Origin of the sequence: Tistrella mobilis (assembly GCF_039634785.1) — a bacterium.
GTDB lineage: Bacteria > Pseudomonadota > Alphaproteobacteria > Tistrellales > Tistrellaceae > Tistrella > Tistrella mobilis.
Genome location: NZ_JBBIAB010000014.1, coordinates 1 through 22,764, shown reverse-complemented (window position 1 = coordinate 22,764; position 22,764 = coordinate 1). Strand labels below are relative to the sequence as shown.

The 22,764-nt window shown below is 68.3% G+C and carries 27 protein-coding genes, 1 tRNA gene and 1 rRNA gene; 10 read left to right on the top strand and 19 right to left on the bottom strand.

From position 1 onward, the window contains the following. Positions 1 to 24: 24 nt before the first annotated feature. Entirely contained in the window at positions 25 to 1,209 is a 1,185-nt protein-coding gene (locus WI697_RS18770) for a trans-sulfuration enzyme family protein (protein ID WP_345959536.1), read from the bottom strand. A 128-nt stretch (positions 1,210 to 1,337) separates the two neighbouring features. Between WI697_RS18770 and WI697_RS18765 the strand changes: the two genes are divergently transcribed. Both WI697_RS18765 and WI697_RS18760 read left to right on the top strand, forming a co-directional pair. Next, positions 1,338 to 2,522 (top strand): M14 family metallopeptidase, encoded by a 1,185-nt coding sequence (locus tag WI697_RS18765; protein WP_345959535.1) that lies wholly within the window; start codon positions 1,338 to 1,340, stop codon positions 2,520 to 2,522. Further along, positions 2,522 to 2,899 (top strand): ArsC/Spx/MgsR family protein, encoded by a 378-nt coding sequence (locus tag WI697_RS18760; RefSeq protein WP_345959534.1) that lies wholly within the window; start codon positions 2,522 to 2,524, stop codon positions 2,897 to 2,899. Before WI697_RS18765 ends, WI697_RS18760 begins: the two co-directional genes overlap by 1 nt. A gap of 283 nt (positions 2,900 to 3,182) precedes the next feature. Here the strand turns inward: WI697_RS18760 and WI697_RS18755 are convergent, their stop codons facing one another. Both WI697_RS18755 and WI697_RS18750 read right to left on the bottom strand, forming a co-directional pair. After that, positions 3,183 to 4,601, bottom strand: coding sequence for a hypothetical protein (locus WI697_RS18755; RefSeq protein WP_345959533.1), 1,419 nt, complete (start codon positions 4,599 to 4,601; stop codon positions 3,183 to 3,185). 110 nt (positions 4,602 to 4,711) lie between these two features. Then, positions 4,712 to 5,161, bottom strand: coding sequence for a MarR family winged helix-turn-helix transcriptional regulator (locus WI697_RS18750; RefSeq protein ID WP_345959532.1), 450 nt, complete (start codon positions 5,159 to 5,161; stop codon positions 4,712 to 4,714). Positions 5,162 to 5,323: 162 nt separating this feature from the next. On the opposite strand from WI697_RS18750, the gene WI697_RS18745 reads away from it, so the two are divergent. Continuing rightward, complete coding sequence (locus WI697_RS18745; RefSeq protein WP_385998543.1) at positions 5,324 to 6,292, top strand: ornithine cyclodeaminase family protein; 969 nt, start codon at positions 5,324 to 5,326, stop codon at positions 6,290 to 6,292. A 102-nt stretch (positions 6,293 to 6,394) separates the two neighbouring features. Beyond that, positions 6,395 to 7,348 carry a DMT family transporter gene (locus WI697_RS18740; protein WP_345959530.1) on the top strand — a complete coding sequence of 318 codons (954 nt, stop codon included), beginning with the start codon at positions 6,395 to 6,397 and terminating at the stop codon, positions 7,346 to 7,348. On the opposite strand, the gene WI697_RS18735 is transcribed toward WI697_RS18740, so the two are convergent. Together WI697_RS18735 and WI697_RS18730 are read right to left on the bottom strand one after the other, a co-directional pair. Next, on the bottom strand, positions 7,335 to 8,369 hold the full coding sequence (locus tag WI697_RS18735) for an NADP-dependent oxidoreductase (RefSeq protein WP_345959529.1): 1,035 nt from the start codon (positions 8,367 to 8,369) through the stop codon (positions 7,335 to 7,337). The genes WI697_RS18740 and WI697_RS18735 overlap by 14 nt on opposite strands. Positions 8,370 to 8,386: 17 nt before the next feature. Further along, positions 8,387 to 9,277 carry an EamA family transporter gene (locus WI697_RS18730; RefSeq protein WP_062762230.1) on the bottom strand — a complete coding sequence of 297 codons (891 nt, stop codon included), beginning with the start codon at positions 9,275 to 9,277 and terminating at the stop codon, positions 8,387 to 8,389. Between the two features lie 118 nt (positions 9,278 to 9,395). On the opposite strand from WI697_RS18730, the gene WI697_RS18725 reads away from it, so the two are divergent. From WI697_RS18725 to WI697_RS18715, 3 genes are read left to right on the top strand one after another with little or no spacing between them, the layout of a single operon-like run. Beyond that, positions 9,396 to 9,887, top strand: a complete 492-nt coding sequence (locus tag WI697_RS18725) for a MarR family winged helix-turn-helix transcriptional regulator (RefSeq protein WP_062762252.1) — start codon at positions 9,396 to 9,398, stop codon at positions 9,885 to 9,887. A gap of 42 nt (positions 9,888 to 9,929) precedes the next feature. Continuing rightward, a complete protein-coding gene (locus WI697_RS18720; protein ID WP_345959528.1) occupies positions 9,930 to 10,499 on the top strand; it encodes a helix-turn-helix domain-containing protein in 570 nt (189 codons plus the stop codon). A 10-nt stretch (positions 10,500 to 10,509) separates the two neighbouring features. Continuing rightward, entirely contained in the window at positions 10,510 to 11,055 is a 546-nt protein-coding gene (locus tag WI697_RS18715) for a GNAT family N-acetyltransferase (RefSeq protein ID WP_345959527.1), read from the top strand. Here the strand turns inward: WI697_RS18715 and WI697_RS18710 are convergent. The 3 genes from WI697_RS18710 to WI697_RS18700 all read right to left on the bottom strand — a co-directional run bounded on the left by WI697_RS18710 (position 11,046) and on the right by WI697_RS18700 (position 12,869). Continuing rightward, the gene (locus WI697_RS18710; protein WP_345959616.1) at positions 11,046 to 11,399 is read right to left on the bottom strand and encodes a DUF1428 domain-containing protein; all 354 of its coding nucleotides are present in this window, start codon (positions 11,397 to 11,399) and stop codon (positions 11,046 to 11,048) included. The genes WI697_RS18715 and WI697_RS18710 overlap by 10 nt on opposite strands. Before the next feature lie 5 nt (positions 11,400 to 11,404). After that, complete coding sequence (locus tag WI697_RS18705) at positions 11,405 to 11,893, bottom strand: VOC family protein (protein WP_345959526.1); 489 nt, start codon at positions 11,891 to 11,893, stop codon at positions 11,405 to 11,407. A gap of 76 nt (positions 11,894 to 11,969) precedes the next feature. Continuing rightward, entirely contained in the window at positions 11,970 to 12,869 is a 900-nt protein-coding gene (locus tag WI697_RS18700) for a LysR family transcriptional regulator (RefSeq protein ID WP_345959525.1), read from the bottom strand. 108 nt (positions 12,870 to 12,977) lie between these two features. Between WI697_RS18700 and WI697_RS18695 the strand changes: the two genes are divergently transcribed. Beyond that, the gene (locus tag WI697_RS18695) at positions 12,978 to 14,243 is read left to right on the top strand and encodes an MFS transporter (RefSeq protein WP_345959524.1); all 1,266 of its coding nucleotides are present in this window, start codon (positions 12,978 to 12,980) and stop codon (positions 14,241 to 14,243) included. Here the strand turns inward: WI697_RS18695 and WI697_RS18690 are convergent, their stop codons facing one another. Both WI697_RS18690 and WI697_RS18685 read right to left on the bottom strand, forming a co-directional pair. Further along, positions 14,244 to 14,582: a DUF2218 domain-containing protein gene (locus tag WI697_RS18690; protein ID WP_345959523.1), complete on the bottom strand. Its 339-nt coding sequence runs from the start codon at positions 14,580 to 14,582 to the stop codon at positions 14,244 to 14,246. A gap of 104 nt (positions 14,583 to 14,686) precedes the next feature. Next, on the bottom strand, positions 14,687 to 15,370 hold the full coding sequence (locus WI697_RS18685; protein ID WP_345959522.1) for a PadR family transcriptional regulator: 684 nt from the start codon (positions 15,368 to 15,370) through the stop codon (positions 14,687 to 14,689). A gap of 193 nt (positions 15,371 to 15,563) precedes the next feature. Between WI697_RS18685 and WI697_RS18680 the strand changes: the two genes are divergently transcribed. Further along, on the top strand, positions 15,564 to 16,154 hold the full coding sequence (locus tag WI697_RS18680) for a biotin transporter BioY (RefSeq protein ID WP_345959521.1): 591 nt from the start codon (positions 15,564 to 15,566) through the stop codon (positions 16,152 to 16,154). Positions 16,155 to 16,190: 36 nt separating this feature from the next. On the opposite strand, the gene WI697_RS18675 is transcribed toward WI697_RS18680, so the two are convergent. Further along, on the bottom strand, positions 16,191 to 17,288 hold the full coding sequence (locus tag WI697_RS18675; RefSeq protein ID WP_345959520.1) for a DUF418 domain-containing protein: 1,098 nt from the start codon (positions 17,286 to 17,288) through the stop codon (positions 16,191 to 16,193). Between the two features lie 69 nt (positions 17,289 to 17,357). Here WI697_RS18675 and WI697_RS18670 point away from each other — a divergent pair, with 69 nt between their 5' ends. Further along, positions 17,358 to 17,942 carry a TetR family transcriptional regulator C-terminal domain-containing protein gene (locus WI697_RS18670; protein WP_345959519.1) on the top strand — a complete coding sequence of 195 codons (585 nt, stop codon included), beginning with the start codon at positions 17,358 to 17,360 and terminating at the stop codon, positions 17,940 to 17,942. A gap of 31 nt (positions 17,943 to 17,973) precedes the next feature. Here WI697_RS18670 and WI697_RS18665 read toward each other — a convergent pair whose 3' ends face one another. The 8 genes from WI697_RS18665 to rrf all read right to left on the bottom strand — a co-directional run. Then, a complete protein-coding gene (locus tag WI697_RS18665; protein ID WP_345959518.1) occupies positions 17,974 to 18,726 on the bottom strand; it encodes a polyamine aminopropyltransferase in 753 nt (250 codons plus the stop codon). Between the two features lie 79 nt (positions 18,727 to 18,805). Next, on the bottom strand, positions 18,806 to 19,126 hold the full coding sequence (locus tag WI697_RS18660; protein ID WP_014744243.1) for a zinc ribbon domain-containing protein YjdM: 321 nt from the start codon (positions 19,124 to 19,126) through the stop codon (positions 18,806 to 18,808). 79 nt (positions 19,127 to 19,205) lie between these two features. Further along, complete coding sequence (locus tag WI697_RS18655) at positions 19,206 to 19,538, bottom strand: hypothetical protein (protein WP_345959517.1); 333 nt, start codon at positions 19,536 to 19,538, stop codon at positions 19,206 to 19,208. Positions 19,539 to 19,541: 3 nt separating this feature from the next. Continuing rightward, positions 19,542 to 20,240 carry an RES family NAD+ phosphorylase gene (locus WI697_RS18650; protein WP_296713829.1) on the bottom strand — a complete coding sequence of 233 codons (699 nt, stop codon included), beginning with the start codon at positions 20,238 to 20,240 and terminating at the stop codon, positions 19,542 to 19,544. Next, positions 20,234 to 20,647 carry an antitoxin Xre-like helix-turn-helix domain-containing protein gene (locus tag WI697_RS18645; RefSeq protein WP_345959516.1) on the bottom strand — a complete coding sequence of 138 codons (414 nt, stop codon included), beginning with the start codon at positions 20,645 to 20,647 and terminating at the stop codon, positions 20,234 to 20,236. The genes WI697_RS18650 and WI697_RS18645 overlap by 7 nt, the downstream gene beginning before the upstream one ends. Positions 20,648 to 21,093: 446 nt before the next feature. Beyond that, the gene (locus WI697_RS18640) at positions 21,094 to 22,158 is read right to left on the bottom strand and encodes a hypothetical protein (RefSeq protein ID WP_345959515.1); all 1,065 of its coding nucleotides are present in this window, start codon (positions 22,156 to 22,158) and stop codon (positions 21,094 to 21,096) included. A 343-nt stretch (positions 22,159 to 22,501) separates the two neighbouring features. Continuing rightward, a tRNA-Met gene (locus WI697_RS18635) sits at positions 22,502 to 22,578 on the bottom strand. A gap of 87 nt (positions 22,579 to 22,665) precedes the next feature. Further along, positions 22,666 to 22,764 (bottom strand): 5S ribosomal RNA (gene rrf / locus WI697_RS18630); the annotation flags it as partial.

The following is a 22,764-nucleotide window of genomic DNA, read 5'->3' as shown; positions in this document are numbered from 1 at the left end:
GCTTGTCAACGACAAGCGGGACGATCACTGCGCATCACCTGCGGGAGCTTTGCCCAACGCCTGATCCAGGTCGGCGATCAGATCCGCCGCCGCCTCGATCCCGACCGAAATCCTGAGCAGATCGTCGGGCACCGGGCTGTCCCTGCCCTCCACGCTCGCCCGGTGTTCGACCAGGCTTTCAACCCCGCCGAGCGAGGTTGCACGGGCGAAGAGGCGCAGCCGCGCCGCAACCTCGATCGCGCGGTCGCGGCCGCCCGCCACCCGGATCGACAGCATGCCGCCGAAGCCGCCGGTCATCTGGCGTTGGGCGATCTCGTGGCCGGGGAAATCGGGCAGGCCCGGATAGAGCACGGCATCGAGCCGCGGGTCGCGCGCGAAATGCTGCGCGATGGCGAGCGCATTGGCCGAGGCGCGCTCCACCCGCAGCGCCAGGGTGCGCATGCCCCGCAGCAGCAGCCAGGCCTCGAACGGCCCCGGAATATTGCCCGACATCGACCGGAGCTGCCGCACCCGGGCCCAGAGCGGATCGCCGACCAGCCCCGGTGCCACCGTCAGCGTGCCGGCAAGCACGTCGGAATGGCCGTTCAGATACTTGGTCGCCGAATGCATCACGATATCGGCGCCGTGATCGATCGGCCGGGTCAGGATCGGGGTGGCGGCGGTCGAATCCACCGCCAGCACGGCCCCGGCGCGATGGGCGAGCCGGGCTGCCGCCGCGATGTCGGTAATGCCCCAGAGCGGGTTGGCCGGGCTTTCCACCCAGACCAGATCCGCCCCTTCATCCAGCGCCGCCGCCAGCGCCTGCTGATCGGTCATGTCGACGAAGGCGACGCCCAGCCCCGCGGGGCGGCCCACCTCGATCAGCCATTTGCGCAGGCCCCAATACATGATCTCGGGCGCCACCACCCGCGCACCCTGGGGCAGGGCCTGGAACAGGGTCACGGCGGCCGCCATGCCCGAGGCGAAGACCAGGCTTTCCGCCCCGCCTTCCAGCTCGGTCAGCACCGCTTCGGGCGCGTCGTAATTGGGGTTGTCGGCACGGGTGTAGACCCGCCCCCGCGGATAGGACAGATCCGCCGCCCGTTCATAGGTCGTGGCGGGGTGGATCGGCGGCACGACCGCACCGGTCGCGGGATCGACCCGCCCGGTGGCCCGGGCGGCAACGGTCGCGGACGCGAGCGGGCGCGCGGTGTCGGTCTTGTCGGTCACGGCCACTCCTTTCACAATGCGCGTCCGGCCTGGGCAGAGACCCGACGACACATCATATGTCGCCCCGATCCCGCGCCGGACAAGACCTGCGTCCCGCCATAAGGCACCTTCACAGGAGCGCCAGCCCCATGACCGCCACCGGCTTCCCCGCCCCATCCGGCATCGCCGTCGACAGCCGCTTCGACGGCGGCAATGGCGATCTGGTCGCCATCGGCACGGCCGGCGGCCGGACGGTGGTCGACCTCGCCATCCGCACCGATGCCGGCTGCAGCTTCCGCCAGTGGTTCGACGTCAGGCTGTCGGGCATCGCCGGCCGGCCGGTGACGGTGCGGCTGCTGAATGCCGGCAGCTGCACCTATCCCAAGGGCTTCGACGGCTATCGTCCGGTCGTCTCCACCGATCGCAGCCGCTGGACCCGGGTGCCGGGCCGCTACGACGGCGGGGTGCTGAGCCTGGATCTGGACCTTGATGCCGATCAGGTGGAACTGGCCTATTTCGCGCCCTATGACCTGTCGGCCAATGCCGATCTGGTGGCGCGGGCCGGCAGCCGGCCGGGGGTGCGGCGGATCCGTCTGGGCAGCACCGTCGACGGCCGCCCGCTCGATGCGCTGGCGATGGGCACCTTCGACGGCAGCCGGCCGGTCTGCTGGATCATCGGCCGCCAGCATCCGGGAGAGACCATGGCCAGCTGGTGGATGGAGGGTGCGCTCGACCGGCTGACCGATGCCGCCGACCCGGTGGCCGCGGGCTTGCGTGCCGCCGCAGATCTGGTGGTGGTGCCGAACATGAACCCCGATGGCAGCTTCCGCGGCCATCTGCGGGCCAATGCCGCCGGCGCCAATCTGAACCGGGAATGGGCGGCCCCCAGCCTGGCCCGCAGCCCCGAGGTGGCGGTGGTGCGCGCGGCCATGCTGCAGACCGGCGTCGCCTTCTGCCTGGACGTCCATGGCGACGAGGCGCTGCCGCATAATTTCATCGCCGGCTTCGAGGGCATCCCCGATCTGCGCCCGGGGCAGCTGGACCTGCTGGCCCGCTATCGCGGCCGGCTGGACGAGGTTTCGCCCGATTTCCAGACCCGGATCGGCTATCCGGCGGCCCGGCCGCAGACCGGCGATCTGTCGATGTGCACCAACTGGGTCGCCAACACATTCGGCGCCCTGGCGATGACGCTGGAACAGCCGTTCAAGGATTGCGTCGAGGCGCCGGATGCGGACGAAGGCTGGTCGCCCGCGGGCTGCCGGCGGCTGGCCCGCGCCTGCCTCGACGTCCTGGCCGAGATGGCCCCCACCCTCAAGACGGGACACGCCCGCTGATGCTCCCCACGCTCAACGGCATCAAGACCTGCGACACCTGCCGCAAGGCGGCCAAGGCTCTGGAAGCCGCAGGCCGCGCCCACCGGGTCCGCGACCTGCGCGACGACGCGCTCAAGGCCGAAGAGGCCGGCGCCTGGCTGGACCAGATCGGCGCCGACCGGCTGGTCAACCGCCGCTCCACCACCTGGCGCAATCTGGGAGAGGCCGACCGGGCCGTGGTCGAGGCGGCGATCGCGGGCACCGGCGACCGCGCAGCCCTGGCCGCCCTGCTCGCCCGCGAACCCACCCTGATCAAGCGCCCGGTCTTCACCGACGAGGACGGCCGCGTCGTCGCCCTGGGCTTCGACACCCCCGCCAAAGTCGCCCTCGGCATCTGAAACCCGGCAGATCCGAGGACGCCCCCTGCCCCCAAAGCCAAGCGCCGGCCACCCGAAGGTGGCCGGCGCAAGCCGCCATTGAGGCGGCGGCCAAGGGCGCGGGAACGCACGCTTGGGCCGAGGGCCATACAGACTCCCGCCATTGAGGCGGGGGCCAAGGCCACGGTAGTGGCCGCCCGGCGAGGGACTAACAGACTCCCGCCATTGAGGCGGCGGCCAAGGGCGTGGAACGCCCGCTTGGGCCGAGGGGCTAAAAGACTCCTCTCCTCTCCCCTCCCCTCCCTCAATCAAACACCTGATCCGCCATGCTCCACGAGAAGTCGGTCTTCATGGCATTGCCGAACAGCGCCGGGTCGTCGAAGGCCACCGGCTGGTCGTAATTGGCGGGGTAGCTCGGCGTCTGGCTCTGGGATCCGGCCGGATAGACTGCGGCCATGCCATGGCAGGTCATGCAGTTCGAGGTGATGCCCGACGGGATGCCGGGATTGGTCTCCAGATACGGGTTGTAGCAGACCAGCATCTGGCCGTTGACCTGCTGGGAATAGGCCGTGCACATGGCATAGGCGTTCCACGGCGCCGCCAGCGCGGCGGGCTGGCCGGTCATGGAACCGGGGCCTTCCGAGGTCTCGAATTCAGACGTGCCCTGCCAGTAGAAGGTCTGCCAGGTCCAGGGATCCTGCTCTTTGGTGCTGACATGCATGGCGACCAGCAGCGCCATGTCGCCGGCGGCGACATTGGCATTGGCGAAGCCCTGCGCCTGGGCCGCCGTCATCGCGAAGGCATAGAACATGCCGATCGGCGCCGTGTAATAGCTGCTGCAGCTGAGCTGCGGATCCTGGAAGAAGCTGCCCGGGGTCGGCGCCGCCGAAAGCCTGGTCATGCCTGACGTCGCCGTGTTCGAGGGGTCGACGATCACGCAGTCGTTCCAGTTCTGGACGTAATAGCCCTGGGCAGGGTTGTTGTCGGTGTTGACCGCGCCGGTGCCCTGCCAATAGGGCACGGCGGTGGGCGTCGTGGCCTTCACATAACCGAAGACCGGCTTGGTCTCCATTCCGGTTTCGGGGAAGTCGTGCACGGCCCGGGCCCCGGTCGAGGTATTGGCCGGGAAGGCGGCGGCATAGGCCTGAAGGCTGCTGCCGTTGTTCACCTTGAAGGTCCCGTAAGGGGTGACCTGCGGGGTGGAGACGAAGATGGCCGTGGCGTCGTTGAAGCGCTCGGTCTCGACGATCACCGATCCCTGCGATGCGGTCGCCGCCAGCGCGTTACGGCCATGCGGGGTGTGAGAGAACTGGCGCGGAATCCTGAGCGGCCTGAGCTGCGGCAGGGCGACGCCGCGCTCCAGCTGGCCCCGCACGGCGCCGAGGGCATCGGCTTCCGCCGCGGCCTTGGTGCCGGTCGGGCCGGTCTGGCCGAAAATCTGTGCCTCCGACACCCAGCTATCCCAGACCGGCAGGTTGTTCTGGCCGGTGGGCTGGGTCATCGCCTGCCAGATCTCCCAGCCATGGCCGGTGATGGCCGTCTGGTCATTTGCATCGACCCACTGCCCGATCACGTAACCCGGGGTGGGGAAGTTGAAACCGCCCGGCATCGGCTGCGGGATCACCACGCCGTCGGCCGCTGCCGCAGGGAGGGATGCGGCTGCCAGGCCGCAGAACGCAAGGGCCATGCAGAGCGCACGGCCCGGCTGGATACCAGCTTTCATGACTCGCCCCATCTTCAGGTGTTTTTATGGTTGGTTGGTCACCTGATGATAAGGTCGAACGGCCCATTATGCGAGGGATAAAATACTTATGGTTGATGATCCTCTGGTGATTATGTCGAAAGAGCCATCAGATCGTTGCGCAACCGCCCGGCCTCGCCCCCGGCCAGCAGCGCCTCGGTGGCGGCATGGGCGCGCTCCCAGATCGGGACGGCCCGCGCCAGGACGGCCATGCCCTCGGGCGTCAGCCGCAGCAGCCGGCCGCGCCGGTCCTCGGGGTCGATCTGGCTTTCGATGAGGCCCCGACGCTCCAATGGCTTCAGATTGGCGGTGAGTGTGCTGTGATCCATCGCCAGCAGGCTGGCCACATCCCCCTTGCGCGGCGGCACCGGCCGGTTCAGCGACATCATCAGCGAAAACTGGCCATGGGTGAGCCCGACCGGCCGGAGCGCATCGTCGAAGCGCCGGGCCAGCGCCCGCGCCGCCCGCTGCACATGCAGACAAAGGCAGGCGTCACGGACCAGAAGCGTGGTTTCGAAGGGAACGATTGCAGGATCTGACATGGCCAATCGGGTTGATATCAAGGCAAGACGCCGAGCCTTATGCTAGCACGACCGCCCGCCCTGCCCACAGCCACGAGCGCCGGATCGCCGACCTGTCCGGCCGCGGCCGAAACCCGTATCATCCCCGCCTCTGATCATCCGAAGACATGCGGGGGAGACATGGTGACGCCGGATCTGCTGACCTACGAGGCCTGTGCAGGCGCCCTTGACTGGGCGGGAGCCGTCGAGGCGCTGCGGCGCGGCCATCTGCGGCCCCGGGCCGAGATTGCGGATATTTTCCTCGGCCCCCGCACCGCCACCCTGCTCAACCGTGCGGCCTTCATTCCCGGTCTCGGCTATGGCGTGAAGGCGGTGACGGTGATGGACGGCAATGCCGCGCGCGGCCTGCCCACGGTGCAGGGCGCGATGATGGTCTATGACGCAGAGACCGGCAGCCTGCGCGCGGTGATCGACAGCCGCCTGGTCACCGAATTCAAGACCGCGGCGGATTCGGTGCTGGGCGCACGCCTGCTCGCCCGGCCCGACAGCCGGCATCTGGTGATTGTGGGCGCCGGCGTGGTCGCCACCAGCCTGATCCGGGCCTATGGCGCGATCTTCCCCGATCTGGAGCGGATCTCGGTCTGGGCGCGGCGGCCGGAACAGGCCAGGGCGCTGGTCGACGCCGCCCGCGGCCCCGCCGAGGCCGCGGGCATCACCGCCCGGCTGGAGGCGGCCCCCGATCTGGACGCGGCGCTGGCCGAGGCCGACATCATCTCCAGCGCCACCATGGCGCGCAGCCCGGTCATCCATGGCGCCCGGGTCCGCCCCGGCACCCATGTCGACCTGATCGGCGCCTTCAAGGCCGATATGCGCGAGGCCGACGATGCCCTGATCGGCGGCAGCCGGCTGTTCGTGGATTCGCGCGCCACCACGCTGCACCATATCGGCGAGCTGACGATGCCGATCAGAGCCGGCGTGATCACCGAGGCGGATGTCCTGGGGGATCTCTACGACCTGGTGCCGGCGACCGCGCCGGCGCGGCGCTCGGCCGATGAAATCACGGTCTACAAGAATGGCGGCGGCGCCCATCTCGACCTGATGATCGCCGACTATATCGCCGCCACCGCCGCCGCCACTGCCACCACCGGCTGAGGTATAGCCGGGCTTGGCCTCGCGCCTTGAAAACCTCGGTTGCGGAAGCCTCGCCCGGCAGGTCTCATGGCGGGCGACATTCAGGCAATCCGGAGGTGCGGCATGGCCGCGGGGCGCAGCATGACACTGCGGGAATGGGGGCTGCTGGTGCTGCTCTCCATTCCCTGGGGCGGCTCGTTCTTCTTCATCGGCGTCGCGGTGAAAGAGCTGCCGCCCTTCACCATCGTGGCGGCGCGGGTGCTGCTCGCAGCCCTCGCCCTGCACGTCGTGCTGCGGCTGCGCGGGCTGACCATGCCCCGCTCGCCCCAGGTCTGGGCGGCCTTTTTCGGCATGGGGCTGCTGAACAGCCTGATCCCGTTCAGCCTGATCGTCTGGGGCCAGACCCAGATCGCGAGCGGGCTTGCCGCCATCCTGAACGCCACCACCCCGCTTTTCGGGGTGCTGGTGGCGCATCTGGCGACCAGCGACGAGAAGGCGAGCCCCAACCGCATCGCCGGGGTGCTGGCCGGTTTTGCCGGCGTGGCCGCGATGATCGGCCCGGCGGCGCTGAACGGTCTGGGCGGCAATGTCGCGGGCCAGCTCGCCATTCTGGGCGCCGCCTTCTCCTATGCGCTGGCCGGCGTCTTCGGCCGCCGCTTCGCCCGCCTGGGGGTGGCGCCCATGGCGACCGCCACCGGCCAGATGACCACGGCAGCGATGATGCTGGTGCCGCTCGCCCTGATCGTCGATCAGCCCTGGACGCTGCCCGCCCCCGGTTGGGGGACGGTCGCCGCCATCCTGGCCATCGCCTTCATCTCCACCGCCTTCGCCTATGTGCTGTTCTTCCGCCTGCTGGCGACGGCGGGGGCCACCAATCTGATGCTGGTCACCTTCCTGGTGCCGGTCAGTGCCATCCTGCTGGGGACCGCCTTTCTGGGCGAGCGGCTGGAGCCGAAACATCTGATCGGCATGGCGATGATCGCAGCCGGCCTCGCTTTGATCGACGGGCGGCTGCCGGGCCTGCTGCGCACGGCTCTCCGCCGCAGGCCCGGCAGGGTGCCGGTCAGGCGACCCTGACCACCTGCTTGCCGAAATTGTCGCCGGCCATCATCCGCAGGAAGGCTTCGGGCATCCGTTCGAAGCCTTCAAGCACGTCGTGGCGGAAGCGGAAGCGGCCCTCGCGGTGCCAGGCGGCGATGCGGGCCATGGCCTCGTCGCGCAGATGCCACCAGTCGAAGACCACCAGGCCCTGGATCATCGACCGGGTGACGATCAGCCGGGCGCTGGCGCGCAGGCCGATATCCTCTTCCGGCGCCTGATCGACCACGGCGATCCGGCCACAGATCACCACCCGGGCATGGGTCGCCAGATTGGCCAGGGCCGCGTCGTGGATGGGGCCGCCGGTGTTGTCGAAAAAGACGTCGACGCCGCCCGGGCAGGCAGCGGCGATCGCCGCCTTCATATCGCCGGCGGTGCGGTAATTGATGCCGGCATCGAAGCCCAGCTCCCGGCACCAGGCCAGCTTGTCGTCGGAACCGGCGATCGCGACCGCACGCGCGCCCTGCAGCTTCGCGATCTGGCCGACCATCTGCCCCACGGCACCCGATGCGGCCGAGACCAGCACCGTATCGCCGGGCTTCGGCCGCGCGATCTCGATCATGCCGACATAGGCGGTCAGGCCGGGCATGCCCAGCCAGGACAGCGCCGCCTCGGGCGGGGCAATGTCGGGGTTCACCCGGTTGGCCCGGGCGGCCCCCGGCAGATCAGGGCTCAACACCGCATATTCCTGCCAGCCGAAGGTCATGCTCTCGACCAGATCGCCCGGCGCCCACGCGGGATGGTTGGAGACGATCACCTCGCCCACGCCGCCACCCTGCATCAGTTCTCCCGGCGTCACGCCCCTGGTGTAATTGCCGGCCGCCGCGATCCGCCCGCGCATATAGGGATCGACCGACAGCCAGAGCGTGCGGACCAGGATCTGCCCGGGCCCCGGCTCGGGCATCGGGCTTTCGATCATCCGCCAGGTCTCGGCGGTGGCCTTGCCTTCGGGATGGGCGGCAAGCACCCATTGCCTGTTCTTCGATGCAGTCCCGGTCATCTGTCCTCCCTTTGGGCTCAGCCGGTGGCCAGGGGGGCCTTCACCGGACGTGGCCGTTGCACCCATTGTGCCGCGAGCACGCTGCCCAGCACCAGGGCGATGCCCACGGCCTGGACCATCGACAGATGCTCGCCCGCGATCGACAGCCCCAGGATCACCGCGGTCACCGGGCTCAACAGCGCCAGCGGCGCCACCGCCCCCGGCCCCAGCCGGCCCAGGCCGCGGAACCAGAGCATGTAGCTGACGGCGGCCCCGAACACCCCCAGATGCACGAAGCCGATCAGGTGATGCAGGGTCGGCACCGGCAGCGCCGGCTCGAAGATCAGCGCCACCGGCAGCAGCAGCAGTCCGCCCGCGGTCAGCTGCCAGGCGGTGACCGTCAGGGCCGACACCGGCGGCTGCCAATGGCGGCTGAACACGGTCCCGGCTGCCATCGCCGCCGCCCCGCCGAGCCCTGCCGCGATGCCGATCGGGTCCAGCGCCGCATCGGGCGACAGCACCATCAGCGCCACGCCCAGAATGCCGGCCAGCGCCGCCGCCACCGCGGCCGCCTTCACCGGCGTGCCGATCACCAGGCGGGCCAGCAGCAGCACGATCAGCGGCTGGATGGCGCCCACCGTCGCCGCCACCCCGCCCGGCAGGCGATAGGCCGAGACGAAGAGCAGCGCCCAGAAGATCGAGAAATTGAGCGCGCCCAGCACGAAGGACCGCCACCACCAGCCGCCCGTCGGCAGGCGCCGGACCAGCAGCAGAAGGATCAGCCCGGCCGGCAGGGCGCGCAGCATGGCCACCGTCAGCGGATAGCCCTGGGGCAGCAGCCCCGTCGTCACCAGATAGGTGCTGCCCCAGATCGCCGGGGCGATCGCGGTCAGCAGCACATCGCCGTTGCGGCTGGTCTCGGGGTGCATGGAACCTCCCTGGCACTGTCCTTTCAGGCTATGCCGATATCTCTCGACGTCAAGATAATTATCTCGATGTCGAGAGACCTCCTTGACCCCAAGATGGCCGAGGCCCATGATCCCGGCCATGGATCACGTCGACCGCATTCTCGATCAATGGCACCGCGAACGGCCCGATCTCGATCTCGGGCCGATGGGGCTGATCGGCCGTCTCACCCGCCTGATGACCCATCTGATGCGGGAGATGGAGAAGACCTTCGCCACCCATGGCCTCGCCTATCCCAGCTTCGACGTGCTGGCGACCCTGCGCCGCTCAGGCCCCCCTTACGCGCTCAGCCCGGGCGATCTGATGGCGACCACCATGGTCGCCTCGGGCACCATGACCAACCGCATCGACCAGCTGGAAAAATCCGGGCTGGTGCAGCGCCGGCCCAATCCGCAGGATGGACGCAGTGTGCTCATCGCCCTCACCGATCAGGGCCGGCGGGTCATCGATGCCGCGGTCGCCGATCATGTCCTGACCCAGAAGCGGCTGGTCGGCCATCTGTCGGCGGCGGAACAGGCGGCACTCGATACCCTGCTGCGCGATTTTCTCGCCGGGCTCGATCCGGCTTCCTGACATGGCTTGCCGGTTTTCCATATTCGGGATAATTTCCCGAATATGGAAGAAACACCCGACATCCCCAGCATCGACGATCGTCTGGCCCGCCGGCTCAAAGGGCTGCGGCTGGCGGCCGGCTGGTCGCTGGATGATCTGGCGGCCCGCGCCGGGGTCAGCCGGGCCAGCCTGTCGCGGATCGAGAATGCCGAGGTCAGCGCCACCGCCGCGGTTCTGGGCCGGCTCGCCGCCGCCCATGGGCTCCCCATGTCGCGGCTGATCGCGCTGGCCGAAGAGGATTTCACCGCCCGGCTGCGACCGGCCGACCAGCCGGTCTGGACCGACCCCGCCACCGGTTTCCGCCGCCGCCAGCTCTCACCACCCGCCGCGACGCTCGGCGGCGAGGTGCTGGACTGCGAGCTGCCGCCGGCGACGCGGATCGATTACGACCAGCCGCCGCGCCCGGGGCTGGAGCATCACCTTGTGCTGATGACAGGCCGGCTCCGGGTCACGGTCGAGGGGACGCCCCATGACCTCATGCCCGGCGACTGCCTGCGCTACCGCCTGCACGGCGCCAGCCGCTTCGAGACGACACCGGCCGAGGGCGCCCGCTATCACCTCTTCATCCTCTGAGGCCCTTGAGATGACCGTCGCGATCACTGCGCTTTCCGCCGAAGAGACCCGGGACCGGCTCGACGAACTGGCAGATCTGCTCCGCGCCTGCGTCGAAGACGGGGCCAGCGTCAACTTCCTGCTGCCCTTCACGGCCGAAGCCGCCCGGCGCTTCTGGGAGGCGAAGGTGCTGCCGCCGCTCATGGCCGGCGGGCTGATCCTGCTGATCGCAGAGGTGGGCGGCCGGATGGCCGGCACGGTCCAGCTCGACCACGACACCCCGCCCAACCAGCCGCACCGGGCCGAGGTGCGCAAGCTGCTGGTCCATCCGGATTTTCGCCGGCAGGGCATCGCGCGGGCACTGATGCACGAGCTTGAAGCCCGCGCCGCAACGCTGGGGCGGCAGCTGCTCACCCTCGACACGCTGACCGGCGACAAGGCCGAGCCGCTCTATGCGGCACTCGGCTATGTCACCGTCGGTACCATCCCCGGCTACTGCATCCGCACCGACGGCAGCGGCCTCGGCGCCACGACCTTCATGTACAAGCAGCTGGACACATCGGCCCCTCAGGCCTGAACGATGGGGACGAACCCGCCGAAGATCACCCGCTTGCCGTCGAAGGGCATCAGCATCACCTCGGGCTGAAGGCGCGGATCGGCCATGACCTTCGCCATGCCCGCATCGCGCACCTCTTTCGACGGCCACAGGATCCACGAGAACACCACCGTCTCGTCCGGGCGCCGCTGCACGGCCATGGGGAACGAGGTCACCTCGCCCTCGGGCACGTCGTCGCCCCAGCATTCGGTCACGCCCAGCGCGCCGTTCTCGCGGAACACCACCGCTGCCGCTTCGGCATGGGCACGAAACGCCTCGCGGGCGGTGGTCGGCACCGCCGCGACGAACCCGTCGACATAACCGATGGTCATCACGCACCCCCTATCGCCGCTGCAGCCGCTTCTGCGAGTTCTTCGGGCGATTTCGGCTCGCCCGGCGTCGCCAGCGACCATTGATGGCCGAAGGGATCGGCGATCACGCCATAGCGATCCCCCCAGAACTGGTCGGCGACCGGCATCACCACCACCGCCCCGGCGGCGATCGCGCGATCGACCGCCGCATCGACGTCGTCGACCACCAGATGCAGGGTGACGGCGGTGCCGCCCAGCGCCTTCGGGCCGGAAAGGCCGCAGCCGCGGTTCTCGTCGACCAGCATCACCGACGAGCCGTTGACCCGGATGCAGGCATGCAGGATCGACCCGTCCGGGGCCGGCAGCCGCATCAGCTCTTCGGCGCCGAAGGCGGCCTTGTAGAAGTCGATCGCCGCCGCCGCACCGGCGCAGACCAGATGGGGGGTCAGCGAATGGAGCCCGAAGGCCGCGGCACGTTCGGCCGCCGATGGTTGCGCGGTCGTGGTCATGGGCAGGTCCCTCCTGAATATTGTTGATATCAACCTATATGGATATCGATCCCCTCGTCAAGCGAGGGGACGGAGGTCACGGTGCCGCCCGCGCCGCCTGACGGATCACCCGGTCGAAATTCAGCACCGGCTGCGGCGGCCGGTAGCGGGGATAGGCCACCGCCAGCCCCACGGTCGGTTCCGGATCGCAAAGCCTGCGATAGACCACGCCGCGCATGCCCAGCTGGCACATCGACACCGGCACCAGCGACACGCCGAGTTCCGCCGAAACCAGCGACAGGATCGAGGCGATCTGCGGCGCCGGCTGGCCGAGTGACGGCTCGAACCCCGCCGCCCTGCAGGCGCCGACCGCCACGTCGTGCAGGCTGGTGCCGATCGCCCGCGGGGTCAGGATCAGCGGATCGGCGGCAAGCTGCGCCAGATCGATCGGGCCCGGCAGCGCCGCCGCGGCATGGGTGGCCGGAAGTGCCGCCACCAGGGGTTCGTCGGCCAGGTTGTGGACCGCCAGCTCGGCCGGGTCGGTCGCGGCCGGACGCAGGATCGCGACCTGCAGGCGCCCCTCCAGCAGCCCTTCGACCAGGGCCACCGAATTGGCCTCGGTCAGGGTCAGCACCACCTCGGGATAGGCCCGCCGGAAGGCGCGAATGGCTTCGGGAATCAGCGGGTTGAGGGCGGCCGTGCCAGTAAAGCCCAGGCTGAGCCGGCCAGTTTCGCCCCGTGCTGCACGCTGCGCCAGTTTCACCGCCCCCGCCGCCTGGCCCGGGATCGCCGCCACCGCCGCCAGAAAGGCGGCCCCCGCCTCGGTGAGTTCGGCGCCATGGGGAACGCGGTGGAACAGCGCCGTGCCGACCTCAGCCTCCAGATCCCGGATCTGCAGGCTGAGCGGCGGCTGGCCGATGCCCAGCCGGGCCGCCGCCCGGGTGAAGTTGCGCTCCTCGGCCACCGCCAGGAAGTACCGGATGTGCCGCAATTCCATCAGCCATACACCAAAGATATGAAGATCGCTTCTTCCATATATTGGACGCATGGAAAGGGCCAGCGCTATATCCGGAAGACCAGACCCGGCCCCGAAAGCGCCTGCTCCATGACCCTTCAATCCACCATGGCTCCCGCCCGCCACCGGCACCACCCGGCTCCGGCCGCCGTCAGAACCGACGGCCCGGTCTGGATCACCCGCGGCACCACGCTCTGGCGGCGGACCGGCGTCGCGCTCTTCCTGGCCGGTTTCGCCAGTTTTTCCCTGATCTATTGCGTGCAGCCGCTGCTGCCGGCCTTCGCCACCAGTTTCGGCCTGGGGGCGGCCTCGGCCTCGCTGGCGCTGTCGGTCACCACCAGCCTGCTCGCGCTTTCCATCCTGCTGGCCGGCGCCTTTTCTCAGGCGCTGGGCAGGCGCGGGCTGATGTTCGGCTCGATGGCGGCGGCGGCGGCGCTCAACCTCGCCGCCGCCCTCAGCCCCGGCTGGCACGGGCTGCTGATCGCCCGGGCGCTCGAAGGTCTGGCGCTGGGCGGCGTGCCGGCCGTGGCCATGGCCTATCTGGCCGAGGAAATCGAGCCGCGCCATCTGGGCAAGGCCATGGGGCTTTATGTTGCCGGCACCGGTTTCGGCGCGATGATGGGCCGGGTCGGCATGGGGCTGCTGACGGAATTCACCTCGTGGCGCATGGCGATGGCGGTGATGGGCGGCCTCGGCCTGGTGGCCGCGATCGGCTTCCTGATCCTGCTGCCGCGCTCGCGCAATTTCGTGGCGGCACGGGGCGTCTCACCCGCCTTCCATCTGCGGGCCTGGGCCGGGCATCTGCGCAATCCGGGGCTGCTCCGGCTCTATGCCACCGGCTTTGCGCTGACCAGCATCTTCGTGACCCTGTTCAACTACACCACCTTCCGGCTGACCGCGGCCCCCTTCGATCTCAGCCAGACCCGGGTCGCGATGATCTTCCTCGCCTTCGGCTTCGGTATCGTCTCGTCCTCGATCGCAGGTGGCCTCGGCGACCGCTTCGGCCGCCGGCCGCTGCTGATCGCAGGCTTTCTGCTGACGCTGGCCGGGGTGGCCGTCACCCTGGTGCCGGCCCTGCCCGCGATCATCGCCGGCATCGTGCTGGTCACCACCGGCTTCTTCGTCTGCCATTCGGTGGTCAGCGGCTCGGTCGGCCCCCTTGCCGGTGCCACCAAGGGCCATGCCGCGTCGCTCTATCTGCTGTTCTACTATCTGGGTTCCAGCATCACCGGCTCGGTCGGCGGCTGGTTCTGGCAGCATGGCGGCTGGACGGCGATCGCCGCACTGACCGGCGGCTTCGCCCTGCTCGGCCTCATCCTTTCGGCCACGGCACCGCGCCGGGCCGGCGCCACCTGATCAGACGCCGTCCCGCCAGTCGACATGCAGCGGTGCCTCGCGGAAGGCGAAACGGTCCAGATGCCGCACCACCGCGCCCTTCAGCGCCTCCAGCTGCCCGTCGGAGCTGGCCTCGATCCGGCAGGTCAGGGTGCCGTCGCCGGCATCCAGCAGCAGCCGGGCATCGCCCGGCCATGCGGCACCGCGGGCATCGTGGGGGAAGATCACCGAGCCCTGCTCGCGGCTGAACTCGACCGTCAGGTTGTGGCTCCAATGCTTGCACAGCTGCTGCAGATAGCGGCTGCCATGCGCCGTCGGCACCACGGCGGTGCTGGTGACGGTGATTGTGGTGGTCGTCATGGGGGGCGTCTCCATCAGGGGCGCGGTCGGAAGATCGGGAACGGGGCGGAGCGGCGGCTCAAGACCATGGCGCCGCCTGAGGACCGCAAGCCTCGAATTCTTCGTCATGACCGCTCGATCTTCTGCGTCGCCTCGTCCAGGATCCGGGCGATCTCCAGCGCCAGCTTGCGATCGGCATCGGGTGCCGTCAGCCGGCCGCGCAGGGCCATTTTCAGATTGCCGATCGCGCGTTCGACCGGGGTGGTGTCCACCCGCTCGCGCATTTCGGCCATCGCCGCCAGCCGGGCCATCAGTTCGGTCACCATCGCCGCATTCGCGGCGAGTTCCGCCTCGCCATCGGCGGTGATCGCGAAGACCTTGCGGCCGCCCTCGGCCTCGGTGCCCGCCACCTGGTTCATGTCTTCCAGCATCGACAGCGCCGGATAGACCACGCCCGGGCTCGGCACATACACCCCGCCGGTCAGCTCTTCCACCGCGCGGATCAGGTCGTAGCCATGGCGCGGCTGCATCGAGATCAGCTTCAGCAGCACCAGCCGCAGCTGGCCCGCATCGAAGAAGCGCCGGCGGCCGCCCCGCTCCGACATCCAGTCCTCGCCAGAGCGGCCGCGGCCGAAACCACGCCCGAAGCCGCGGCCCCAGCCATGGCCGCCGCCATGGCCACTGCCAAACGCGCGATGGCCGATGTCGTGGTCGAAGCCGATGTCGAAACCGTCACTCTCATGCCCGTGACGGCCTTCGCTGTGAAACCCGCGACCGCGACGGTCGCACTGCCTGTGTCCGAAACGCATCTGCGTCACTCCTCTCTTCCAGACAGTCTCAAGATATATCTTAGACTATCTCAGAACAAGCCCCCGCGTCATCGGCCACCAGAAATCCGAACAACAATCAACTTGAGAGATGGATTTCGCGGCCATGCCTTCTTATGGTTGCATTTTGGGCCGGTTTCTCGCCCACCGCAGCCATCCAGGGGGTCCGCATCCCATGTCCGAGACCAGCCTTCGCAGCTTCAGCCCGCTCCGCCCCGAGGCCCGCCCGATCGGCTGGCGCGGCGCCGCCGTGCTGATCGGCGCCGCCCTGCTCGCCGCCTCGTCTTTTGCCGAACTGCCGATGGTGCCGGTGCCGATGACCATGCAGACCTTCGCGGTCTTCGTGATCGGCGCGCTTTATGGCTGGCGGCTGGGCGGGCTCACCATTCTGGTCTGGCTGGCGGCCGGCGCCGCCGGCCTGCCGGTGCTGGCCGACGGCACCTCGGGCATCGACCGTTTCACCGGCGCGACCGGCGGCTATCTGATCGCCTTCCCGATCGCGGGGGCCCTGACCGGCCTGCTTGCCGAACGCGGCTGGAATGGGGAGCGGCCGGTGCATGCGCTGGCGGCCATGATCCTTGCCCATGCGATCTGTCTGGCGCTGGGGGCTGCCTGGCTGTCGACGAAGATCGGTCTCGACCGTGCCATCGAACACGGCGTCCTGCCCTTCATCGCCGGCGGGCTGGTGAAATCGGCGCTCGCGGTGGCGGTGCTGATGCTCCTGGCCCGCCGGTCGTCTGGCGACCGGTCAGCCGGCCGTCGCTGAAGCCCGGTCAGTTTCGCGACATTCAGACCCCCACATTCAGGCCCCCGACATCCGCCGCAGCAGCCGCTCCAGCGGCCCGCGGCCGGCAATCACCGCCCAGGCGGCGAGCGCCAGAATGGTGGCCCCGGCCAGCGGCAGCGCCACGACCAGCAGCCGCGCCTGGCCCACGCTTCCATGGCCGACCAGATAGAAGGTGACACCCCCCAGCACGCCCTGCAGCACGTAGATCGACAGCGAGTTGCGGCCGGCCGCGACCAGGATCTCGGGCAGCGGCCGGCGCCGCGTCAGCCGCAGGATCAGCGCCAGCCAGGCGGCCGCCAGGATCGGCGCCCCCGGCGCCAGTGCCCAGACCCCCGCCAGGGTGGCGAGCGCCCATTCCGCCGGCAGCAGCCCGCCGGTCGCTGCGGCATGAAACAGGTTGAGCGGCAGGCCGATCACCAGCAGCCAGGGCAGCGCCCGGTCCAGCCGGCGCTGCCACGGATGGTCGGGGGCGAAGAAACCGGTCTTGCCCGCCGCCAGCCCCAGGCAGAACGCCCCGAAGGCGAGCGGGCCCTGAAAGGCCAGCAGAAAACCCAGCGTCGACAGCCACTCGTCGATCCGCCGCGACAGCGCGTCGCCGGCCGGGGGCTGGCTGAACGCCGCTTCCGGCAGCGACACCCAGAGCACTGTCAGACAGAGCGCCGCCAGCGGCAGCATCGCCAGCGCAAGCCTGGCCAGCGCCGGCGCAGACAGATGCCGCACCGCCACCAGCCCGCAGCCGAGCAGGGCATAGATCACCAGGATGTCGCCCGGAAAAACCAGGATGCCGTGCAGGCCGCCGATCACCGCCAGCGCGGCCATGCGGCGCAGATGCCGGCGGGCGGGGCTGGCACCGGTGCGCCGTGCCGCCAGATCCTGAAGATGAAAGCTCCAGCCGAACACGAAGGAGAACAGCAGGAAGAACTTGGCCTGGAACAATGTCTCCACCGTCAGCATGGCCAGGCGGTCGAGGCCGGCATCGGGCAGCACCAGCCCGGCCGCACCCGGCAGAGCGATGAAGGGCAGATTGACCACGCAGATCCCGACCAGCCCGACCAGGCGGATGGTGTCCACGGCTGTGTTGCGCGCTGGTGTGGTGCGGAGTGGGCCCGGCATGATATCCTCCCGCTATTGAGCATGTGCTCAATCTATTGAGCAACCGCTCAACGAGTCAAGGAGGGACATGTGGCACGGCATGACGATGCGCCCCGTGGCCGGCGGGATCTCATCCTTGCCGCGGCGGCGGAGGTGCTGCTGACGGCGGGGCTGAAGGCGGCAACCACCCGGATGGTGACCGACCGCGCCGGCGTCGGCACGGGGCTGCTCAACCATTATTTCCGCTGGCCGGAACTGCGGGCGCTGGCCTGGTCGGCGATCTTCGACGCCGTGGCCGGGGACATCAACGACGGCAACCGGCCGCCGGCGGTGGCGATGGAGCGCTATCTCGCCACCGCCTTCGCGCCCGATGCCTGGATCTACTGGCGGCTCTGGATTGAGGCGACGGATCTTGCCGGCACCGATACAGCGCTCGCCGAAGCGCTTTCGACCGTGCGGCAGCGCATGCAGGAGAGCCTGGCCGCCGTCCTGCGCGACGGCGACGCCGCGGGCTGCTGGCGGGCGGATGCCCCCGACGCCACGGCGCTCAGGCTGGGGGCGCTTTATGACGGCCTGGCCGGGCTGCTGCTCTCGGGCGCCCGGGGGCTCGATACGGCCGCCGCCGAAGCGCATCTGCGCACCGCCTTCCGCCTGGAATGCGGCGGGGGCGGCTGAGCCAGGCGGCAGGAGGGCGACAGGGCCGGCCTCACCAGGGCGGCGTGGAGCCCGGCAGCCAGCGGTCGCGCAGCCAGCGCCGGGCAGCGGCGACGAGTTTGTCGGTATAGCCGGGGTGTTCGGGGCCGACCAGCGGCAGGCCCATCCCGGCAATGGCGGCGGCGATGCCGTCATCGTCCAGCGCATGGCCGGCCGCCACGGCATGGCGGGCGATCTCCAGCTCCTGGCCCCAGAAATAGATCGCGCCGGCCTGCACATTCGCCTGCATCTGCCGCACCTCGTCCACCCGGCCGTCATTCAGCATCGGCAGCCAGATATCGGGCATCAGCAGGTCGACCGGCCGGTCGGGCACATAGGCATAGGCATCGCCCTGCACGATCTTCAGCTTGGCCCGCGCCGCCTCGGGCAGCTGTGCCGCCAGATCCAGCTCTTCATGCAGCGCGATCACATCCGGGTCGAACTCGACAACCGTCACCGCGGTGACCGTATCCTGAAGCGCGCTCGCCAGTGCCGACCAGCCCATGCCCATGCCATAGATCAGCACATGGCCGCGTGCCAGATGCACGCCGATCTCCTGGCTCTCGATCTCGAGCGGGGTGGTCGACATCCAGCTCTGCCGGTCGCGCAGCAGCACGGCCATATTCTCGACCAGCGCCGACATCGTCCAATAGCCCGGGGCCATGTTCATCGACACCACCCGCAGCTCCCAGCGCCCGCGGCTGATCGGCCGGTAGCGGGGGATGAACAGATCGCTCTGATAGACGGTCGGCATCATCTCGGACATGGCCTCTCGGGGCTGTGGGACCACCCGACTGTACAGGTGACGCGGCATGCACCGCAACCACCGGTACCGGTCCGGATCATCAGCGCTTGCGCACGAACTCGGTCCGCAACACCAGCCCCTTGATGGACTCGTGCCGGCAGTCGATTTCCTCGTCATTCGCCGTCAGGCGGATCGACCGGATCACGGTGCCCTGTTTCAGCGTCTGGCTGGTGCCCTTCACCTTCAGATCCCGGATCAGCGTCACCTGGTCGCCATCCGCCAGCACATTGCCGGCCGCATCCTTCACCACCCGCTCCCCCGCGGGGGCCTGGCCCTCGGGTTGCGAGGCCGCCAACTCCGAGGCCGGCAGCCATTCGCCGGTGGCCTCGTCATACACGTAGTCGTCACCCTGGTCGGACATGTCCGGTCTCCTTCAGGTGCTGCATCAGCGCCGCACCCTCCGCTTCCCCGGCGCCGAAGGCAAGCGCGAACCTGCCCGATCACCGATCGACCAGCCGCCGCAAGACCGCATGAAGGCCGTCATCGCGCAGCCGGGGCAGCAGATCCGCCAGCCGGCGCAGAACATCCGCCGCCGGCACAGCCCTCGCTGCCTGAAGATCGCCCGGTTCCGGCGGGGTGCCGCCCAGCCGCCGGATTTCCCCGGTCAGCACCGCCCGCACCGCCTCGTCCCGCCCCACCATATCCTCCCGGCGCAGAAGATCGGTCAGCAGGACCAGGATCTCGTCCCGCCCGGCATAGCCCATATAGAGATCATCGGCCTCGGCGGCGTAACAGACCGGAGAGGATGGTGCATCCGGGTCCCCCTCTTCCACGTCTCACCTCACTTCCAGAATCTCTCCGGTTCCATAGCGCTTCACGAAATCCACCCGTGTACCATTCCAGTGATAGCAGAAATGCGCGCCCTGAACCGGGATCGTCACCACATCGGGCCAGAATACCCCGATACACTGCCCGCCGGGCATCCGGACGCTGTTCCAGACCAGGCCGTCGCTGCCCGCAGCGCGACGTACAGCACCTTCCGCCTGCGATGCGGCGTAATCGGTGGGATGGAGAACCTCCGGCACGGCATTCACGTCATGCAGGTCCCGATCGATCGCACCGATCAGGGCGCGGAAATCCGAGGTCCAGCCGGGAGCCTCGCCGGTTGCCGCCATGAATTGTCCGTGATGATGAATGGTCTCCGCCAGGGCGACCTCCTCGCGATCGCCGGCATAATAAATGCCGTAGCTGCCATTCGTGAAACGCCCCGGGCGGGCGGGCGAACAGTGAACGAACGGCGCCATCACCAGACTGGCTCCGGGCCCGCCGATCCGGCGCGCCGGAGGCACCTTGCCCAGATCGCCGACCTCGTCGCGGACACGGGGATTGGTCTTGGCCTCGACGGCAACCAGCGCCTCCCAATCATGCGGATCGGCGATGTCCTCGAACAGGTCGATGGGCGGCCAGATTGAGCGGATGATTCGCCAGGTCGTCTCCCAGCATACCCGCCGCAACACCGCCTCGCCGCTCACCATGCGCCGCGCTCGGCGTTGAGCCAGTCCCGCATCAGTGCCAGATCGGACAACTCGCCCCGCATCATGATGTCGAGGGCGGACTTGCCGGCAAACGCCGCGTTCGGCTTGCGCACCCAGGCATAACCGCGGTCCCCTTCCCTGAACAGATAGCGCAGCCCCTTATGGATGCCCATCAGATGCGCCATACGCATCCGCAGATCCCGGTCGATCCGGCCGATCTCGCCATCCTTCCACCGCGCCCAGGTCCGTGCCGCCATGCCACCCAAAAGGTTTCTGGCCTCGGCATCGCTCAGCCCCCAGGCCCGAAACAGGTTCACCGTGGCCCGCGCCAGTGCACCGGCTTCCGCGTCGGTGATCGCGGGGTCTTGCTGATGGAACGGGGTTGGGGCGATCGGGTGTAGCTGCATCTGCGCCTCCTGCATCTGGCAATAATATGGAGCCTGAATGCCAAACGGCAATAGACGGCAGAGATGCAGCGCACCCTCTCCTTTTACGGAGAACGACAATAGGGGGCGCTGGAGAGGGAAGGAAGATCGCGGGGGCCCCTGCCCGATGAGATCCGGCCCCCGCTGGTCCCCATGTTTTTGAGGAGGGGCGGCGTTTGCTCAAAGCTTCGTTGCGCTGGCAGGATTTGAATCTGCGGCCCTGAGGTTATGAACCTGATGAACTACCGGGCTGCTCCACCCCACGCGACGGCATCCGCGGTGGCAGCGCTGAACCCCGTATCGATCTCAGCCTTGCGAGCGATGAACACGGGGACAACGGCATCATTGGTCTCGGGCATGATGGACTGCCACAAAGCCTTCTGATCCTTCAGGCTCTTGTCGGCCTTTATAGGAAGTACGAATGGCAGCTATTCAGAGGGCGTGAAGGCAATCTCTTTGTCAGGAAACGTATCACGCAATCTCGCCATGACGTCCTCAAAATCCCTGCCGCCCCATTGATTCAGAAAGGCATAAGTGCATCCATTAAATCGAATGAGTTCATCATCACCACAGAAGTACCGCCCCGAATCGAAGGTCCGCCCTTCCTGCGCTCGGACATCCGTCGCCAAGCGACGGAATTCGTCACCCGCGACCTCGCCCTCGACCCAGACGAGGGCACGATTGGCCAATGCGCCGCAGTGTCGGGCGACATCCTTCGGTGCGATGCCGTTTTCCACAAGGTGACGGAACACTTGATATATCGCGTGCCGTTTTGGCAATCTCGTTAGCAGGCGTCCACCGAGGACAAGATCATAAGTGGTCCGGTCTCGAGTGCTCGTGTGAGCCTCGCGCTCCTTGCGCTTCTTCTCGATGACACGGACCTGGTATTCCGCGACCTCCGGAAGCGGAATGATCTGCTGGACATCCACGAGGACCTGGCCATTGAGGTCGTAAGGTTGGAGGCGCACACATCGGATGTCGATGTCCCGCTCGATCAGCCAGAGAACCGACGTCGTCAACTCACGGCTGAACTCGGCAGAGGCCAGAACGATGCGGGCATCCTGCGCAAAACGATCCTCGTCAGGCTCATCCCACCCGAGGAAGTCGAGGAGCTGGGCGCGTGCATCGGTGCCGGCCCTGCCGATTTGGGTGAGATAGCGAGCGAACACCTCGGTGGCCCGCTCGAAAGTCATGGTGGAGACCATCGCGGCGTAGCGTATGGCCTGCAACTCCATATGACCGCCGTTCTCGGTACGCTTGAGCTCGATCACCACAAGGTTCGCGTTTCGGTCAATGCCAAGGAGATCGATTCGTCGGTGCGACTCGTCCCAATCTCCGAACTCTTCCGAGATGACCAGCGTGTCGGGTGCAATGACCGAAACGTTCGCCCGCAGCAGGCGTTGCAGGTCACGCCGTTCCTGCATCCGCACCTGGCTGAATGTGGTTTTACTGAGGGGACGGATTTCTTGGGGGCCAAACTCGTATATCGGCATAGAAATCTGAACCTTTCGCAAACGACGTCGATTTAAACGTACTCGCACCATGAGGACAAGTGCGGCTGCACCAAAGGTCAGGGCATGACGGATCAGGCGAAGGTACCGTCCGCCCTCAGGGGAGCGCCGGAGATGGAAGATGGAACGAAGAACGCGGGGCCCCCTGCCCGATGAGATCCGGCCCCCGCTGGCCCCCATGTTTTTGAGGAGGGGCGGGCTTCTGAGGAGGGGCGGAGGCCCTCCCCTGCCCCATCTGGTGAGGGAGAGAGAAAGAGAGAATGCGATGCCCAAACGCAGCAACACCGCCCGCGGCGAGTGGCCGGGGCGGCGTTTGCTGGAAACTTGGTTGCGGGGGCAGGATTTGAACCTGCGACCTTCAGGTTATGAGCCTGACGAGCTACCGGGCTGCTCCACCCCGCGTCAGGGCGTAGGCGGTTGGCAGTGTGGATCGAGATGAGATCGCGCTTAGTTGTTCGAGCGTTTTCTGTCCGTCCATGCGGTTGCAAGACCTGGCAGCGACCTACTCTCCCGCGTCTTAAGACGAAGTACCATTGGCGCAGGACGGTTTCACGGCCGAGTTCGGGATGGGATCGGGTGGTTCACGTC